The 17040-nt window shown below is 60.7% G+C and carries 12 protein-coding genes; 7 read left to right on the top strand and 5 right to left on the bottom strand.

Annotated elements, in window-relative coordinates; all coding sequences use genetic code 11:
• Positions 1-90 precede the first annotated feature (90 nt).
• Positions 91-1038 carry an IS110 family transposase gene (locus AB4P92_RS14545; protein WP_395599669.1) on the bottom strand — a complete coding sequence of 316 codons (948 nt, stop codon included), beginning with the start codon at positions 1036-1038 and terminating at the stop codon, positions 91-93.
• A 427-nt stretch (positions 1039-1465) separates the two neighbouring features.
• Here AB4P92_RS14545 and AB4P92_RS14540 point away from each other — a divergent pair, with 427 nt between their 5' ends.
• The 5 genes from AB4P92_RS14540 (at position 1466) to pgaD (ending at position 9600) form a co-directional block, all read left to right on the top strand.
• Positions 1466-2971: a YdgA family protein gene (locus AB4P92_RS14540; protein ID WP_115146086.1), complete on the top strand. Its 1506-nt coding sequence runs from the start codon at positions 1466-1468 to the stop codon at positions 2969-2971.
• A gap of 257 nt (positions 2972-3228) precedes the next feature.
• Positions 3229-5709, top strand: a complete 2481-nt coding sequence (gene pgaA / locus AB4P92_RS14535; protein WP_395599632.1) for a poly-beta-1,6 N-acetyl-D-glucosamine export porin PgaA — start codon at positions 3229-3231, stop codon at positions 5707-5709.
• Between the two features lie 12 nt (positions 5710-5721).
• Positions 5722-7719: a poly-beta-1,6-N-acetyl-D-glucosamine N-deacetylase PgaB gene (pgaB, locus tag AB4P92_RS14530; protein WP_395599631.1), complete on the top strand. Its 1998-nt coding sequence runs from the start codon at positions 5722-5724 to the stop codon at positions 7717-7719.
• Between the two features lies 1 nt (position 7720).
• On the top strand, positions 7721-9076 hold the full coding sequence (gene pgaC / locus AB4P92_RS14525; RefSeq protein ID WP_200616428.1) for a poly-beta-1,6-N-acetyl-D-glucosamine synthase: 1356 nt from the start codon (positions 7721-7723) through the stop codon (positions 9074-9076).
• Complete coding sequence (gene pgaD, locus AB4P92_RS14520; RefSeq protein WP_042557050.1) at positions 9073-9600, top strand: poly-beta-1,6-N-acetyl-D-glucosamine biosynthesis protein PgaD; 528 nt, start codon at positions 9073-9075, stop codon at positions 9598-9600. Before pgaC ends, pgaD begins: the two co-directional genes overlap by 4 nt.
• A 100-nt stretch (positions 9601-9700) precedes the next feature.
• Here pgaD and AB4P92_RS14515 read toward each other — a convergent pair whose 3' ends face one another.
• Positions 9701-11224, bottom strand: coding sequence for an FAD-dependent oxidoreductase (locus AB4P92_RS14515; protein ID WP_261737215.1), 1524 nt, complete (start codon positions 11222-11224; stop codon positions 9701-9703).
• A 139-nt stretch (positions 11225-11363) separates the two neighbouring features.
• On the opposite strand from AB4P92_RS14515, the gene AB4P92_RS14510 reads away from it, so the two are divergent.
• Positions 11364-11924: a YbhB/YbcL family Raf kinase inhibitor-like protein gene (locus AB4P92_RS14510; protein WP_261737216.1), complete on the top strand. Its 561-nt coding sequence runs from the start codon at positions 11364-11366 to the stop codon at positions 11922-11924.
• Between the two features lie 352 nt (positions 11925-12276).
• Positions 12277-13698 carry a PLP-dependent aminotransferase family protein gene (locus AB4P92_RS14505; protein WP_047299253.1) on the top strand — a complete coding sequence of 474 codons (1422 nt, stop codon included), beginning with the start codon at positions 12277-12279 and terminating at the stop codon, positions 13696-13698.
• Here the strand turns inward: AB4P92_RS14505 and panB are convergent.
• Genes panB through AB4P92_RS14490 form a run of 3 tightly spaced genes read right to left on the bottom strand, consistent with a single transcriptional unit; the run spans position 13683 to position 17038 of the window.
• Positions 13683-14501: a 3-methyl-2-oxobutanoate hydroxymethyltransferase gene (gene panB / locus AB4P92_RS14500; RefSeq protein ID WP_042557054.1), complete on the bottom strand. Its 819-nt coding sequence runs from the start codon at positions 14499-14501 to the stop codon at positions 13683-13685. The genes AB4P92_RS14505 and panB overlap by 16 nt on opposite strands.
• A 43-nt stretch (positions 14502-14544) precedes the next feature.
• Complete coding sequence (locus AB4P92_RS14495; RefSeq protein ID WP_395599630.1) at positions 14545-15798, bottom strand: ATP-grasp domain-containing protein; 1254 nt, start codon at positions 15796-15798, stop codon at positions 14545-14547.
• Positions 15779-17038: a methylaspartate mutase gene (locus AB4P92_RS14490; protein WP_042557056.1), complete on the bottom strand. Its 1260-nt coding sequence runs from the start codon at positions 17036-17038 to the stop codon at positions 15779-15781. The genes AB4P92_RS14495 and AB4P92_RS14490 overlap by 20 nt, the downstream gene beginning before the upstream one ends.
• Positions 17039-17040 lie beyond the last annotated feature (2 nt).

Genomic DNA, 17040 nt, shown 5'->3' with positions numbered 1-17040 from the left:
GCAAGCCAGCTCCCACAGGTTTTTGTGGTGTTCACAAGTTTTGTGATCACCCAAGGCTCTGTGGGAGATTCTATGGTTGAGGGGAAGCCCTCAACCTGCTTTTGGCTGGTATTCGCTCTGTCCCTTTAACAGTGCGAACACCACTCGGGCGAGCTTTCGGGCCAGGATTACCAGCGCTTGTGTGGTACTGAACCCACGGGCTCTTTGCTCTTCATAGAACGCTTTCCACGCTGAAGTGCGACTGGCCGACATGGCGGCGTTATGCAGCAGCCGTCGGGCCTCCGGGTCACCTCGTTTGGTCAGGCTTCTGCGACCACCTTTTTGTCCTGACTGCGACACTCGCAAATCCATCCCCAAAAACGCAATAAATGCGTCCGCGTTTCTGAAGTCGCCCCGCTGAAACGTCGCGATCAAACGGGCCCCGGTCAAAAAGCCAATACCTTCAACTTTCGTGCAACGCTTCAGATCTGCGAGCAGCCCAGCCTCTTTCAACTGGTCGCTGATCATCTTCTCGACCAGCGTTTCAAGCCTCTGCATTGAGGCCACTTGCTCGGCAAATGCGCTTTTGAGCAGCGGTTCATTTGCCCAGCTTTGCACCAGACCAACCCGTGCTTGGACTAGCGCCGCGCGACGGCGGAAAAGGCTCAAGAGTCGGCGATATAGAGGTGATGGCGGGGTCCAGGGATGAAGCTCTTCGTATTCGTTTTTCAGATAACGAGCCAGCAGTTTGGCGTCCAGCGCGTCGGTTTTGGCGCGAACTTTCACCCCTTTACGGTAATGACTCAGCTCGTATCCGCCGACCATGTAAATCGTGCACCCGGCTTCATGGGCCATATCGGCGAATGCCAAGTGATAGGTGTTGGTCGATTCAATGGCCAGATCAACCGGTGCAGGTAAGGCTTTCAGCCATTTTTTGATGGCTGCCTTGTCATTGGGAATAGATTCGAGCAAATCCAGCTCAGCCTGGTAGATGACCAGTTCATCCTTGGCGACATCCACGCCAACGATAGGCTTTACGACAGAAACCGGCATTGCCATAGAGCATCCCCCGAGATATGGTTTTGAACACTTGAAGGGCTCACCCAGGGGCGCAGGCTTGTTCCTATCGTCGGTCCTAGCCAGATGCATTCTTTATCGGCGCTTGGGTGAAAGGAGGAGGGGCGAAATCTCCCACGGATCTGTACTGCGTCAACAGTCAGAATCTGGCTTTGTCCCTTCTCCTCCCTTCAAGTACCAGCATACAAGCTGGCTTGCCAGCGATGGAGTCTGCAAAAACAGCGAAACTCTTCCAGCCTGCCCACTGTCCACACTCCCCATAGACACTCTTTCACCTTTAAACATTGGGCCGTCTTCCGCGCCCGGTGCTAATCTGCACCGCTAATTCAAGCGGAGTCGAGCCGTAACCCGGTCACGGGTTCAGGGAAGACGACCACACTTTCAGCCACGGAAATCGATCAGGTCATTCATGAATAAATCAGCAGGCGTGCTACTCGGAATTGTTGTTGCCATTGGCGCGATCAGCGCAGGCGGGGCCTGGTACACCGGGACCAAGATCGAAGGCGTACTGAACAACGCCGTCACCAACGCCAACAAAGAACTGCAAACCGCGATGGCCGGCTCCAACGGCACGGCGTCGCTGGAACTGGTGTCGCTGGAGCGCCACACGTTCACCAGCACCGCGCACTATCGCCTCAAAGGTGAAGGTGAGTTGTTTGGCGATGCGCCGGTCGAGCTGCTGTTTGTCGACCACATCGAGCACGGCCCGCTGCCATTCTCGCGTCTGGTGTCGCTGAAGTGGCTGCCGGTCATGGCCACCAGCAACTACGAGCTGGAAAAGAACCCGGCCACCGAAAAATGGTTCGCTGCGACCAAGGGTGCAGCACCGCTCAAAGGCGTGACCAACATCGGCTACGACGAATCCACCACCAGCACCATCGACCTGCTGCCGCTGGAAACCGCACTGGATGCGCAATCGAGCCTGAAATTCTCCGGCCTGACCATGAATATCTCCGCCAGCGCTCAAGCGCAAAAGGTCAAGGCTGACGGCTATATGGACAGCCTGAAACTGGTCACCGTGGCTGAAGACCAGGCGCCCGTGCAGATCGAACTCAACGGTCTGACCCTGGCCAGCAACCTCGCCAAGAGCAGCTTCGGCTACTACACGGGCGCCAACACCCTGGAGCTGACCAACAGCAAAACCACTTTCGGCACCAAGCAATCGGTGCTCGGCGTGAAGGGCTTCGAGATGAAGAACCTCACCGAAGAAAGCGGCAGTAATGCGTCCGGTCGCGCCGATTACAAGGTTGACGAAGTCACCCTCAACGACAAGAAAATCGGCTCCGCCAACCTTGCATTCAGCCTGAAGAACCTCGACATCCCGTCGACAATGTCGTTGATGCAGATCTATCAGACCAAATTGCAGCCTTACGAAAAAGCCGCTGCCGAAGCTGCAGAAGCAGGCTTGCCGGCGCCGGAACTGAACCTGACCGAAGCTGAATCGGCTCAGGTCAAAGCCGATCTGCAAAAGCTGCTGGCGGCCGGTCCGCAAGTGGCGCTGGAAAATCTCTCGCTGAAAACCGCCAATGGTGAAAGTCGCGCCAATCTGGTGATCGACCTGACCAAGCCGCAATCGATGGACCTGCCGCCGGATCAACTGGCCAAACAGCTGATCGCGTTGCTCGATCTTAATATCGTCGTGTCCAAGCCAATGCTGATCGATCTGCTCAGCGTTCAGGCGCAGCTTGATGGTCAGACCGACGCCAAAGCCATTGTCGATCAGGCCAGCGGTGCGGCCGACATGTTCTCCGGCATGGCCGTTGGTTCGCAGTTGGCGACAGTGGAGGGCACCAATGTCGTGACCAAGCTGCATTACGCCGCCAATCAGGTGGAATTCAACGGCCAGAAAATGACCGTCGAGCAGTTCGTCGCCTTCCTGATGAGCAAGTTCGCGGGCGTCACGCAAGTGCAGTAATACGGCGTCCTTAATAGCAACGCCCGGCCTCTGTCTTGCACAGGCGCCGGGCGTTTTGCTGTCTGGTGTTCGGGTTTTCAGCGCTCCGGGAGCAAGCTGCCATCACGATTCTGAACAATTATTGTGTTCCGAATTTTGCTCTGCGCTTGCGTGCAAACTGCCTGATCAAGCTTGGTCGAGCCGTTGTTGGCTTGGCTCCGTTACGAATGGGCAAGGAGGGCATTGCGACCCGGCTAGCCATGTAAGGATGCTGACGAATGCCGCGTATTGATGTTCCCGTATTGCATCGTGGTTTACGACCTTTGTTCCGCGTAGCGTTGTGCAGCCAATTACTTTGGCCGGCACTCGCGTTTGCCGATACGCCCTATGACGAGATGGTGCGCGACGCCCGTGCGGGGCAAACCACCCCTGCGCTGACGGTGCTGCGTCAGGTACCGCCGGGCCAGGCGACCACCGGACAGATCAGCGATCACCTGCAAATTGCCAGTTGGGCCGGGCTCGACGCCGAAGTGGTGCAGGTCTATGAAACCCAGGGCCGCGGCCGCGTGCTGCCGATTCAGGCGCTGACGGCCACTGCTCGCGCCTATCGCAACCTTAAACGTTGGGATCAGGCGACTCAGGTCTACAACAAGGCCTTGGCCCTGGAGCCAGACAACGCCGACCTGCAACTGGGCCTGGCCCTGACTCAGGCTGACGCCGGCCAACCCGATCAAGCCGTAACTCGCGCCAAAGCGCTGGTCGCCGCCAAGCCTGATGATCCTTCTCGCCGTTTGGCACTGGGCTACGCGCTTAGCCGTGCCGGCAAGCAATATGACGCGCTGTTCGAATACGATCAGGCTTTCATCCGCGCTGGACACAAACCGGAAGTCGCCCGCGAATACGTGGTCGCGCTGCAAAAAGCGCGTCTGCCGGAACCGGCACTGCGCCTGGCCTACCAGCGTCCGGGCGTGATCGATCCGGTCACCCTGCGCCGCCTCGAGGGTGATCTGGCTGCCGAACGCGTGCGCCTCGCTGAACTCGCGACCCGCAGCGAAAAAGAACGCTACGTGATCGCCGATCGTGCCTTGGCCGATTACGACAAACTGCTCGCTACCTGGACGCCCGACGCCAGCGCCAAAGACGACGTGACCCGCTGGCGCATCGACCGCATGGGCGCGCTCAAGGCCCGGGCGCGGACCGCCGACATCATCAGCGAATACCAGAGGCTGCAAGCCGAAGGCGTGAAGATTCCCACCTACGCCCAGCGCTGGGTGGCGGCAGCCTATCTGGACCAGCGCGAGCCAGAGATAGCCTCTGATCTGTATCGCCAGGTGCTGTCGGCGCCGGACGCCGATGTCGGTGATCGTCTGGAGGACACCACGGCGCTGTACTACTCACTGCTGGAAAGTGATCGCGCCGACGAAGCGCGCAAAGTCGCCGAAGACCTGGCCAAGTCCCAGCGTCCACGCGTTGAACTCAAGGGCTTGCCAATAGGCAACCCGAACGATGAATGGATGGACGCCCAGCAACTCGCGGCGCAGGCCGGTATCTATGGCTCCGACCTGCCCCATGGCGAAGAGCGTTTGCAGACGCTGGTCGATCAGGCGCCGGGCAACCTCGGTTTGCGCCTGGCTCAAGCCGACCTGTACCTGGCCCGCAACTGGCCACGTCGCGCTGAAATCCAGCTCAAGGACACCGAAAGCATGGTGCCGCGCGACATGGGCCTGGAAGTTGCTCAGGCCCGCACCGCCATGCAGTTGCAGGAATGGCGGCAGATGGATGCGCTGACCGACGATGTGGTGGCGCGTTATCCGGACAACCGTCAGGTACAGCGTCTGGCCCGTGAGCGTGAAGTCCACGACATGTCCGAACTGCGCGTCGAAGCCTATGGCGGCAAGGCCAATGGCGGTGGCAGCGGTGATGCTGGTGCGGTCAGTGGCAGTCGCGATTTCGGTATCCAGACGACGTTGTACAGCCCGCCGATAGACGAGGACTGGCGCGTGTTCGCCGGTGCCGGTTATGCCACTGGCGACTTCGCCGAAGGCACCGGCCATCACCGCTTCCAGCGCGTCGGTCTGGAGCGTCGGACCCGCGACATGACCCTCGAAGCCGAAATCTCCAATCACGATTATGGCTTCGGCGACAAACAGGGTGCGCGTCTGGCGATCGCCCGCGACATCAATGACAACTGGCAGTACGGCGGCAGCCTCGAATACCTGTCGGCGCAAACGCCGTTGCGCGCGCTCAACAGCGATATCAAGGCCAACGGTGGCAGCGGGTTTATTCGCTGGCGCGCCAACGAAAGCCGCGAGTGGCGGCTGTCGGTGAGCCCGTCGCACTTCAGTGATGGCAACAACCGCGTCGAAGCCTTGCTCACCGGTCGCGAAGGCGTCTACAGCGCGCCGAACGTGCAAGTCGATGCGGGCCTGGAAGTCGGCACCAGCCACAACTCCAAATCCGATGACGTGCCGTACTTCAACCCCAAATCCGACTTCAGTGTGATGCCGCTGATCAACGTCAATCACGTGCTCTACCGCCGTTATGAAACCTCCTGGAGCCAGCAGTTCCAGGCGGGTGCGGGTACGTACAGCCAGCGTAATCACGGCACCGGCGGCATGGCGTTGCTCGGCTACGGCCAGCGTTATGCCTGGAACGACGTGTTCGAGGTGGGCGGTTTATTCAGTGTGATCAACCGGCCCTATGACGGCGATCGGGAGACCGATCTGCGTCTGCTCGTCGACCTCACTTTCCGCTTCTAGAAGAGTTTGAAGATGCCTTTTATTTCGCGTTTCATCCTTCTGCTGGGAGCGCTGCTGGTCAGCGCTTGCGCCCAGCAAGCCCCGGCCTTCACGCCGCCTTCCGAGCGCCCGGTGGCGGCCAGTGAAAAACCGTGGCCGAAGAATCACGTGCTCGGCATTGCTTATCACGATGTCGAAGATCTTGATCCCGACCAGGCCGTGGTGGCGGTGCGCACCGAGCGCATGATCGAACAGCTCGCATGGCTGCGGGAGAACAACTACAAACCGGTCACGGTCGACCAGATCATGGCCGCACGCAAGGGCGGACCTGAGTTGCCGCCGAAGGCGATCCTGCTCAGTTTCGACGATGGTTATTCAAGCTTCTACACCCGCGTGCTGCCAGTGTTGCGCGCCTATAACTGGCACGCGTTGCTGGCGCCGGTCGGCTCCTGGATCGACACACCGCTCAACCAGCCAGTTGATTTTGCCGGTACGCCGCGAGCGCGCTCCGACTTCCTGACCTGGGAGCAGGTAGGCGAGATCTCCAGATCCGGGCTGGTGGAAATCGCCGCCCACACCGATGCCAACCACAAGGGCATCCTCGCCAACCCGCAGGGCAACCTGCAGCCTGCCGCCGCGACCCGACGCTACGATCCGCTGACCAAACGCTATGAATCCGAGGCCGATTTCCGGGCGCGGATTCGCACTGACGTCAGCAATATCTCGGAAAAAATCCGCAAGGCCACCGGTTACAAACCGCGGGTCTGGGTCTGGCCATACGGCACGGCGGACGGCACTTCGCTGACCGTGGTGGGCGAGGAAGGCTATGAAATGGCCCTGACCCTCGACGACGGTCTCGACGCCCTCGACAACCTGATGAGCAGCCCGCGCTTCCTCGTCGCCTCCGATCCTGACGGCACGCATTTCGCCAACAGCATTGTCTCGGCGCAGTCGGATTTCGCCATGCGCGTGGTGCACGTGGATCTGGACAACGTCTACGACCCGGACCCGGTGCAGCAGGACATCAACCTCGGCAAACTGGTGCAGCGCATGGCCGACATGGGCGCCAACACCGTATTCCTGCAAGCCTTCGCCGATCCGCAGGGCGACGGTCTGGTGCACTCGCTGTACTTCCCTAACCGCCACTTGCCGGTGCGTGCGGATATTTTCGACCGTGTGGCCTGGCAACTGCGCACCCGTGCTCACGTGAAAGTCTTCGCCTGGATGCCGGTGCTGAGTTTTGCTCTCGATTCGAAATTGCCGCGTGTGATGAGCTGGAACCCGGAAACCGGTACCACCTCGGTCGCTCCGGATCAGTACAAACGCCTGTCGCCGTTCGATCCGGAAGTACGGCGGATCATCGGTGAAATCTACGAAGACGTGGCGCGCCTGACTTCGGTCGACGGCATCCTTTACCACGACGATGCCGTGTTCTCGGACTTCGAAGACGCCGGCCCGCAAGCATTGAAGGTATACGCCGCAAACGGCTTGCCGGGTTCGATCGCTGCACTGCGTGATGACCCGGCGGCGATGCAGCGCTGGACGCGCTTCAAGAGTCGTTACCTGATCGATTTCACCAACGAACTCACCGCCAAAGTCCGCGCCATCCGAGGGCCGCAAGTGCAGACCGCGCGCAACATCTTCGCCGAGCCGATGCTCAATCCACACAGTGAAGAATGGTACGCACAGAACCTCGATGACTTCCTCGCGACCTACGACTGGACGGCGCCGATGGCCATGCCGCTGATGGAAAAACAGACGCAGGAACAGTCTGGCCCATGGCTGGAAAAGCTGGTGCAAACCGTCAGCAAACGCCCCGGCGCGCTGAACCGTACGGTATTCGAATTGCAGGCCCGCGACTGGACGAAAAAGGATCAGGCCGACATCGATGGCGCGCATCTGGCGGACTGGATGGGCCGCCTCAAGCGTCAGGGCGCGACCAGTTTTGGCTACTACCCGGACAACTTCCTCGACAACCTGCCGGACCTGAAAACCGTAAGGCCTGCACTCTCCAACAAATGGAACCCATGACATGCTGGATAGACTGTTAGCCCTGCTTGTTCTGGCGCTCGTCCTCGGCGTACCGCTGGGGCTGATCTTCCTGGTCACCGGGCAGTTCCTGATGGACTTCGTGTTTTTCTACCCGTTGTTCATGTCTGGCTTGTGGATTGCCGGTGGCCTGTATTTCTGGCTGCACTGGGAGCGGCACTGGCCGTGGAAGGACGACACGCTGCCGCCGTCACTGGAAGGCGAGCCGCTGATCTCGATCCTGATCCCTTGCTACAACGAAGGCGAAAACGCCGCCGACACCATCCATGCGGCGCTGGCCCAGCATTACCCGAACATCGAGGTCATTGCGATCAACGACGGCTCCAAGGACAACACCGCCGAAGTGCTCGATCGGCTGGCCAAGGAAGACCCACGTCTGCGGGTCCTGCACCTGGCGGAAAACCAGGGCAAGGCTGTGGCCCTGCGTATGGGCGCGATTGCCGCGCGCAGTGAGTATCTGGTGTGCATCGACGGCGATGCGCTGCTGGCGCCGAACACGGCGGCCTATCTGGTGGCGCCGATGCTCGACAACGCACGCCTTGGCGCCGTGACCGGCAACCCACGGATCCGTACGCGTTCGACGCTGGTCGGGCGGGTGCAGGTCGGCGAGTTCTCATCGATCATCGGACTGATCAAACGCACTCAGCGCGTGTTCGGACGGATCTTCACCGTGTCCGGCGTCATCGTCGCGTTCCGCCGCACGGCGCTGAACCGGGTGGGCTACTGGAGCCCGGACATGATCACCGAAGACATCGACATCAGCTGGAAACTGCAACTCGATCACTGGAGCATCTTCTACGAGCCCCGCGCCCTGTGCTGGATTCTGATGCCGGAAACCCTCGGCGGCCTGTGGAAGCAGCGGTTGCGCTGGGCACAGGGCGGCGCCGAAGTGCTGTTCAAGAACATCCGCGGCATCTGGCAATACCGCCACCGTTACCTGTGGCCGCTGCTGTTCGAATACTGCCTGTCGACCGGTTGGGCATTCACCTTCCTGCTGTCGGTGATCTTCTGGGGTGTCGGCAAATTTGTGGTCATGCCAGAAGCCATCGCGGTGGACCACCTGATGCCGCCGGCATTTACCGGGTTGCTGCTGGCGTTTGTGTGTCTGGTGCAGTTTGCGGTCAGCATCGTCATCGACCGCCGCTATGAACCGGGGCTGGGCCGCACGATGTTCTGGGTGATCTGGTACCCGTTGGTGTTCTGGTTGATCAGTCTGCTGACCACGCTGGTCAGTTTCCCCAAGGTGCTGTTCGGCCAGCATCAAAAACGTGCGCGTTGGGTCAGCCCTGATCGGGGCATCAAACCGATCGGCGACGACGAAGAGGAAGTCATCAAATGAAAATCATCCGGACTCGCCAGCGGCCAATCCTGGTCGTGATCGACGTTATCCTCACGGTGGTGGCCTGGGTCGGTCTGCTGCTTTTGCTGATGCGCGGGCTATGGCCGCTGCTAGAAACCCACGCCGGTGCGCCACGCATCGACAGCTCGGCGTTCGATGCGCTGGGCACGTTGCAGATTTACCTGTGGATCGCTGTGGTCAACGCCGTGATCCTGATTGCATGGGCGCGTTATCAACAGCGCAAAAGCAGAAGCTTCGCTCAGCGTCGTTTGCCGTCACCGGTGATCGACGATGCAGGGCTGAGCAAGAGTTTCAAACTCTGCGATGACAGTCTGCAGAAACTGCGCACGCCCGGGGTGATGACCATCCACAACGATCAGGAAGGTGACATCAGTCATGTGGTGACGCATTTCTGGCCAATGACACAAGCGCAGTTGCCATCGCCACTGGCACCGCTGGAGCATCCTCGGGTGATCTTTTTGCACGCCGAAGACGACGATAATCGTGAGCCACTGACCCGCTAAATGAACTGAAGCCCTGTAGGAGCTGCCGCAGGCTGCGATCTTTGGATCTTTTAACGTCAAAAGATCGCAGCCTGCGGCAGCTCCTACACGGGAATGGTGTTTACTCGCGGATCAATTGCCACGCCTCTTCAATGGATAGCGGCTGCTTCATGCGCTCGGCCAGCGTCGCCATCGCCCGTTCTTTTTCGCAGGCCACTGCCGCGACAACGATACCGTTTTTGCCGAACAGGCCGATGAAGGGCGGCTGCTCGGGTTCACCCATGAATTCGACCTCATCCCATTGCTCGGCATGGCCGAGATATTCGTAGTTCTTGCCGAAGTGCCACGTCCAGAAAAACGGCACATCCAAGTAGTGCTCATTGCCACCGAGCATGTTGGCGGCGGCGATTCGTGCGTGTTGTTGGGCCAGGCGCCAGTGCTCGATGCGCAGTGGCTGGCCGCTCAACGGAAACGTGGCGATATCGCCAATCGCCCATAGACCTTCAGCCACCCGCATACCGTCGTCGACACGCAGTGATTGATCCTTTTCCCTGGGCAATGACGCGAAGGCTTCTGTGGCCGGATGCACACCGACGCCGGCCACCACCAGATCCGCCGAAAGCCGCAAACCATTGTCGAGCAACACCGCCTCGACTTTACCGCTGCCGGTGATCTCCTGCGCCTCATGCTCGGTGACGAACTTCACGCCGTTTTCTTCGTGCAAGGCGCGGATGGCTTTTCCCACAGCGTCGCCGAACTGAGCGGCGAAAGGGACCGCGTGGCGAGCGAGGACCGTGACGTCGAGACCATGCTGGCGCAGGGCCGAGGCACATTCGAGGGCAATGAAACTGTCGCCGATGATCACTGCGCGCTGATCGGGTGCGGCGGCGTTCATGATCTGTTCGGCCTGGGCTTTTGAGCGCAGGAGGAACACCTGCGGCAGATCCGCGCCGGGCAACTCCAATGGATTGGGCTCGCCGCCGGTCGCCAGCACGGCTGCATCGTAATTCACGGTTTGGCCATCGCGCAGGTGAAGGGTTTTTGCTGCGGCGTCGAGCGAACTGATTTCGCCTTGAATGCGCTCGATGCGCTGCTCTTTATAAAAATCTTCATCGCGCAGCGGTGGGGTTTCTTCCGGCGACATTTCCCCGGCGAGGACAAATTTGCTCAGCACCGTGCGGTCGTAACCGGCGTCAGGTTCGCGGTCGATCATTTTGATGCGCCCGCCAAAACCCTTTTCCCGCAGCGCCGCCGCGCACGCAGTGCCTGCCGCACCGGCACCGACAATCACGAACGTGCGTGTATCGTCAGCCGGCGGGATGTGCGGATCGGCGATCGGCTGGTCATCCACCCAAACCTCATCTCCACGCACCTCCAGCGGGTAACGCTTGAGGCTGTCGAGAGCGGGCGGTTCACACAAAGCACCGTCTTCAGCGCGAAAGGCTGCCTTGTGCCACGGGCAGATCAGCCGCCCGTGACACAACGCGCCGTCAGCCAAAGGCGCGCCGGCATGCGGGCATTCACCCTGAAACGCTCGTAATTCGCCGGCGGCACGCAGCAACACAATCTTGCAGTCGCCGATTTTCACTTCCAGACCACGATCTTCAGGAACATCGGCGAAACGGGCGACACGGTGCAGAGACATGTTCGGCTTCCTCGCGGGGATTTCTCTTTCGAGTTTGCAGCGCAGTGCGAGGTTCAGCCATTTGCTACTGCCAAGGCACGAACGGTACAGCTATAGTTTGCAAGCCGACGACGGCCCAACTGCACAAGGTGCTCCCGGAATGACCCGATTGACCTCTCTCAACCCTTGGCTGGCGGCCATTGCCGTCGCCCTTTGCGTGCAGTTTCCGGCGCAGGCCCAGGAGCGCTTCACCCTCAACATCCCGGGTGTGTCCGATAACCGTCTGTTCACTTCGGCAGCGGCCAGTGATGCGGCCGGTTGCGGCGGCAAGAACCAGTCACCGGCGCTGAGCTGGAACGCTGGCCCTGCCGGGACCCTGAGCTACGCGATTGTCATGCACGACCCGGACGGCCAGAAAGGCCTGGGCGTCGATCACTGGATTCACTACGGCATCAAATCCACGACTCACCAGATTGCCGCAGGTGTCGGCGCCAAATCCGCTTTCGAAGGCGTCGGCGGCACCAACAGCAAGGGCAACACTCATTACATGGGACCGTGCCCACCGGTGGGCGACAGCGCGCATCACTACATCATCCAGCTCTACGCCCTGGATCTGGCCCCGGATGCCTTGCCTGCCGGTTTGACCCGAGCCGAACTGATGGAAAAAATCAAAGGCCATGTGCTGCGCAACAGCAGTGCGGTGCGGCGTTACCATCGCTGATAGGGGCTGGCCAGCTGCGCGTTCCGTCCGGGATGCGCGGTTACCCTTGGCATCGGCCGATGAAAGCGAGCACTATCGGCGCTGTTCCTGACGGTCGACGCCGGGCAGGGCGCTTACCCTATGGATGACACGCGTGATTCATCCAGCGGGAAACTTGCGGAACAACCCGCAGGTCCCAGATAACGACTTCACCCCTTCGCAACGTCCATTGCTGATGATGTTTTAAAACTGCGGACATCCGTTCGATGCCCGAGCGTTGGCATGGATGGCCGAGTGCAAGTGTTTCCCCCGTGGTTCCGACCGCGCGTGGCAAGCGCAGTACCTAACGCACCAGGATTTAAAGCGATTGAGCATGAACCCAAATAAAGATTCGACATTTGCCTATCAGGCCGTTTACCGCTATCTCGTCGAACTGATCGAAGCCGCGAGCCCTGAGGGAGAACAGAAGCTGCCGTCGTTGCGACAATTGGCGCAGCGCTTGAATGTCTCAGTGTCCACGACCAAATACGCCTATTCCCTGCTGGAAGACCAAGGGCGTATCTACGCTCGGCCGAAGCTTGGCTACTACACCCGCGCCATGCCATCGGCGCTGCTCAACGAAGGTTCGCCGAACCTGCTCGACAACGTGTTCTCCAACGCTCGGCAACCGGGAATGCTGGCGCTGAGCAGTGATGCCCCGGCCATGCTGCTGTCGCTGGAAAACCCGTTGTTGATGACTGAACGCGAACTGACGCGCCAGTACCCGCGCTCGCATGCGCCGCTGTATCAACCGTTCGGCGAAACCGAATTGCGCAGTGTACTGGCCGATCGTTATACCCGTTCGACGCGTTGCTACTGGCGTGCCGAACACGTTTACATCGGTTCCGATCTGCGCAGCGTGCTTGATTTGTCCCTTGAGGCGTTGAAGTTGACCGGCACTGTGGCGCTGGTGGAATCGCCGTGTTCGTGGGCGATTTTGCGGCAACTGCACGCGGCGAAAATCCGCGTCATCGAGGTGCCGCTGGATGACGATGGCCGCTTTGACTTGCTCAAAGTCCAGGCGTTGTTGCAGAGAGAACCCATCGCTCTGGCGGTGTTGTCCTCCACCGTGAACATTCCCCACGGCAGTCTGATGCCTGCCGAGGACAAGCAAGTGATCTGCCGCTGGCTGGCGGAGCGGCGCATCTGGCTGTTCGAAAATGACTGCTATGGCGAATTCAGCTTCGTTCCTGCAGCCGCGCGCTACCGTGACTTTGCCGACCCGGAACGGCTGCTGGTGTTTTCCACGTTCGACAAGATCATCGGTTCGGAGGCGCCGTATGGCTTTGTGCTCAGTCGCTTTCAAGGGCCCGAGCTGCATCGGCTGTTTCTGGAGCGAGCCTTTCGTTTGTCGCCGATTCGGCAAAAAGCGATTGCCAAGCTCTACACCACACGGCGCATCGACCAACACACGCAGATGTTGCGCAGCATGCTGATCGACCGCATGCAGCGCATGAAAGCCATGCTGCACGAACACACGGAGGGTCAGTTACGCATTGTCGCCCCGCAGGGCGGCGCGGCGTTCTGGATCGAGGCCACGCGCCCGGTGAACATGCGCCGGGTATTCGAGCGCTTGTTGGCCAAACGCATCGTGATTGCGCCCGGCGAAATCTTCAGCCAGCAGGGGGCGTGGCAGCATCATTTGCGCCTGAGCTACACCATCGACTGGAGCAAGGACATCACCCACGCGCTGAAAATGCTGACTCAGGCCATTCAGGATGAAGGGTCGATGGCTGGCGCTCAGTTGATGCCATAGCAATGCCGGAGTTCGGGGAATGTGCCCGCGCGGACTTCGTCGGCGAACGCCTCGCACGCCTCGCGGATCTGCGCGCCAACATCGGTGTATTGCTTGACGAAGCGCGGTACGTGATCACCCCCCAGCCCTAGCATGTCCTCGGTCACCAGCACCTGACCATCGCACGCCGGTGAAGCACCGATGCCGATGGTCGGCACGGGTGAAAAATCGCTGATCCGGCGCGCCACGCCTTCGGCCACGCCTTCGAGCAACAAACCGAACGCCCCGGCCTCAATATGGGCGCGCGCATCGGCTTCGAGGTTCATGGCGCCTGCTTCATTCATGCCCTGGGCCTTGAAGCCACCCATGGTGTTGACGTACTGCGGCATCAGGCCGACATGCGCCATCACCGGGATGCCGCGTTTGACCAGAAACTCCACGGTTTCGGCGAACACCGCGCCGCCTTCGAGCTTGACCGCATCGCAACCGGTGCGCGCCATCACCTGCGCGCAGTTGCGGTAGGCCTGCTGCGGCGATTCCTGATAACTGCCAAACGGCATGTCGGCAATCACGCAGGCCAGCTGGGTACTGCTGACCACAGCGCGGGTGAAAACGATGGTTTCCTCCAGGCTCATGTCGAGCGTTGAGCTGCGGCCAAGTCCGACCATGTTGGTCGAATCACCCACCAGGATGAAGTCGACAACGGGGTCCATCAGTCTGGCCATCCAGCTCGTATAGGCAGTCAGGGAGACAATTTTCTGTTGCCCCTTCATCGCGACCAATTGAGGAACGGTAAGTCGTTTGGTTCGGGTATGCAGGCTCATGGCTCTCTTCCTTGTTAAGCCCCGTGGTCGGGGGCGTCAGTGATTACAACCAATCCCTTTCCCATCCACGCCATGCGTCGTAATCAGCGTCGATGCGTTCGCTCTGTGGGTGCAGCAGAAACACTGCAGCCGGTGAGCTGTTCAGGTCTACGGTGGGGGCAATCCTTGCCCCTTCGGCGAAGCGGAACCTGGCGTTGTGAAAACTCGGCAAGGCTTCCAGGCGCTGGCGCACATGCTCTTGCGCAAACAGCCCGTGGCGGTGAGCGATCAGGTTCATTCCCCGCGCGTGTCGCAACAGCTGATAACGTTTCGGCCACTGCGCCAGACGCGCCGGGTCCAGATAACTGAGGCAGGTCAGGGCCACCTGATCGTTGCCGGTGGCCGCGTGCAGGGCGGGCGGACAGGCCAGTCCGGACAGGCGTGCACCGGTTTCCAGCAGGCGCGGGCCATTGCCGGTCAGGATCAACTCGGTGTGCGCCGGGCCATGCACGATCCCCAACGCGTCGAGCACGCCTTGCACATACTCAATCAGTTGCGGCAGCTCGCGGGCGTCCGCCGGCAGCAGGTCCTCGCGGTCGTAGATCTTGCGGCCGTCGGCGGTGAAGGTCTTCGAGCATTTCCAAACGTCGGTGATCCAGTGCTCGCCCGCGTGGCTGACGGTGTTGATCACGTATTCGGCGCCTGTCAGGTATTCCTGCAGCAGTACCGCTTTATTGTTGAGCATCATCAGATTGGTGGCGCCGAGGATCGACTCAATGGCTGCTTCCAGCTGCAGCGCATCGTGGCAGATGAACACGTTGTCCGAGCCGGCACTGTCCAGCGGTTTGGCGACTACCGTTTCGCCGCCGCGGGCCTTGAACCAGACCAGCGCCCGTTCCAGCGAGCTGGTGCGCAACTGTGCCGCCACCGGCAACCCGGCCTCGGCCACGCGTTCAGCCATCAATGACTTGTCGCGACGCGCGGCGGAGGTCGCCGGATTATTGCCGGGCAGGCCCAGGCGTGCGGCCAGCAAGTCCGCCAGTTCTACACCGAATTCGCTGCCAGTCAGCACGGCGGCCGGGTGATAGGCGGCGAGTTTCAGCAACAATGCTTCAAGGCCTTCTTCGGCGACGCTGAAGTCCTCGATGAACAATTCTTTCGGGCAGCTCGCGGCAAATGCGGCCGGCATGTGCGCGCGTGAACGCACATGGAGCAGAGGCCGCTGTCCGTCCAGTGAGCGGGCCAGCAGGGCGCCGGTCGAATAAGCGTCGACCAGAATCAACGGCGCGGCGCTGGAATCAATGCAAGGGTTGGTCATAACGGTTCACCGTGTAATGCAACATCTGAAACAGCTCGGACGAGCTGATGCCGGGGCCGTCCACTGACCAGCCACTGCTGCGAGGCAACGGCAAACTGCCGGTGTTGCCCCAGCGCAGCGCGCCTTGATCGTCGATACGGGTGGTGGCGCGCCCCGGGTTGTCCGGGTGCAGGCAGTAGGGAATGTCGAGCAAGCCGCGCGCGAAGGCCTGCACCAGTGCCACGCCGATGTCGGCGTGCAGATTGAGTACGGTCTCCACCAGTCGCCGCGCTTCGAACAGCGTTTGCTGGTAATAGCCGGCGCTGCCCGCGTCAATCGTCGGGAGGTCGCCGGCGGCGACTTCGGCGGCCATGCGCAAGGCATCAAGGTTGTCCTCGACCGAGGGAATCTGCCGCGATTCGGCGATGGTCTTGACGATCAACCGCTCGCAACCTGCAGCCTTGGTCAGTCGTGCACTGTCGCAAATCAAACGCCGCGCGCCGTGGCTGGAGGTCGGGAACACGCCCATGTACGAATACACCACGACATGCCAATGATCGCCGTCGAGATACCGGGCGGCCAATTCGCGCAATGCCTGCAACGCGCCGAAATCCTGTTCCATCGACGTGCCTTGGGCGTAGCTCAACGAGACGCTGCGCACCCCGTGCTGACGGAAAAACAGGGCTTCCAGCAAGGTCATGGCGATCAGCAGCGAGGGCGGGCACAACTGCCCCAACAGACAGCCGCCGAAACTCTCGATATGCGCATGCTCGGTTGCGCCCGCCAGCACCTGACAGCTCTGCGCCCAGGCACTGACCGCCTCGGCCAACGGCAGACGGCTGTAGGGCATGCAGTACGACACCGGGCCGCCCTCCGTGGCGTCCAGACCCAATGCTGCCAAGCGCTGAAAAACGTTCTGCGGTTTGGCCGTGCCGTGGCGGATCTGAATCGGGAACTCCGCGCTGTACAGTCCGGCGAGCATGCCGCGCACCGCTTCGATTGGATGGCTGATGATCGGAAACCCGTTCATCGGCGCCGAACTGTTCAGGCACTGCAACGCACTCTGGTAATCGCCGACCCGGGTATAGCTGTCGAGCGTGATGGTGCCGATGGCCGCGCAGGGCAGGGCGGCGACGCTCGCCAGCCCCGCGCGCATCTGGCTGAGTGCGCCAAAACCCATGCGCGGTTGTACCACCAGCTCATCGCGGGCGCGGGCGCGCTCGATGAACTGTTGAAAATGGCCGCCGTTGAACGCCGTCATGC

The organism is Pseudomonas sp. A0308, from assembly GCF_044218815.1.
Classification (GTDB): Bacteria; Pseudomonadota; Gammaproteobacteria; order Pseudomonadales; family Pseudomonadaceae; genus Aquipseudomonas; species Aquipseudomonas iridis.
The sequence above is the reverse complement of the archived record's forward strand: the minus strand, read 5'-3'. Positions and strand labels throughout refer to the sequence as shown.

Excerpts from the sequence above, each read along its gene's own strand:
- AB4P92_RS14545 (WP_395599669.1), bottom strand. The coding sequence starts at position 1,038 with ATGGCAATGCCGGTTTCTGTCGTAAAGCCTATCGTTGGCGTGGATGTC.
- AB4P92_RS14540 (WP_115146086.1), top strand. The coding sequence starts at position 1,466 with ATGAATAAATCAGCAGGCGTGCTACTCGGAATTGTTGTTGCCATTGGC.
- pgaA (WP_395599632.1), top strand. The coding sequence starts at position 3,229 with ATGCCGCGTATTGATGTTCCCGTATTGCATCGTGGTTTACGACCTTTG.
- pgaB (WP_395599631.1), top strand. The coding sequence starts at position 5,722 with ATGCCTTTTATTTCGCGTTTCATCCTTCTGCTGGGAGCGCTGCTGGTC.
- pgaC (WP_200616428.1), top strand. The coding sequence starts at position 7,721 with ATGCTGGATAGACTGTTAGCCCTGCTTGTTCTGGCGCTCGTCCTCGGC.
- pgaD (WP_042557050.1), top strand. The coding sequence starts at position 9,073 with ATGAAAATCATCCGGACTCGCCAGCGGCCAATCCTGGTCGTGATCGAC.
- AB4P92_RS14515 (WP_261737215.1), bottom strand. The coding sequence starts at position 11,224 with ATGTCTCTGCACCGTGTCGCCCGTTTCGCCGATGTTCCTGAAGATCGT.
- AB4P92_RS14510 (WP_261737216.1), top strand. The coding sequence starts at position 11,364 with ATGACCCGATTGACCTCTCTCAACCCTTGGCTGGCGGCCATTGCCGTC.
- AB4P92_RS14505 (WP_047299253.1), top strand. The coding sequence starts at position 12,277 with ATGAACCCAAATAAAGATTCGACATTTGCCTATCAGGCCGTTTACCGC.
- panB (WP_042557054.1), bottom strand. The coding sequence starts at position 14,501 with ATGAGCCTGCATACCCGAACCAAACGACTTACCGTTCCTCAATTGGTC.
- AB4P92_RS14495 (WP_395599630.1), bottom strand. The coding sequence starts at position 15,798 with ATGACCAACCCTTGCATTGATTCCAGCGCCGCGCCGTTGATTCTGGTC.
- AB4P92_RS14490 (WP_042557056.1), bottom strand. The coding sequence starts at position 17,038 with ATGACGGCGTTCAACGGCGGCCATTTTCAACAGTTCATCGAGCGCGCC.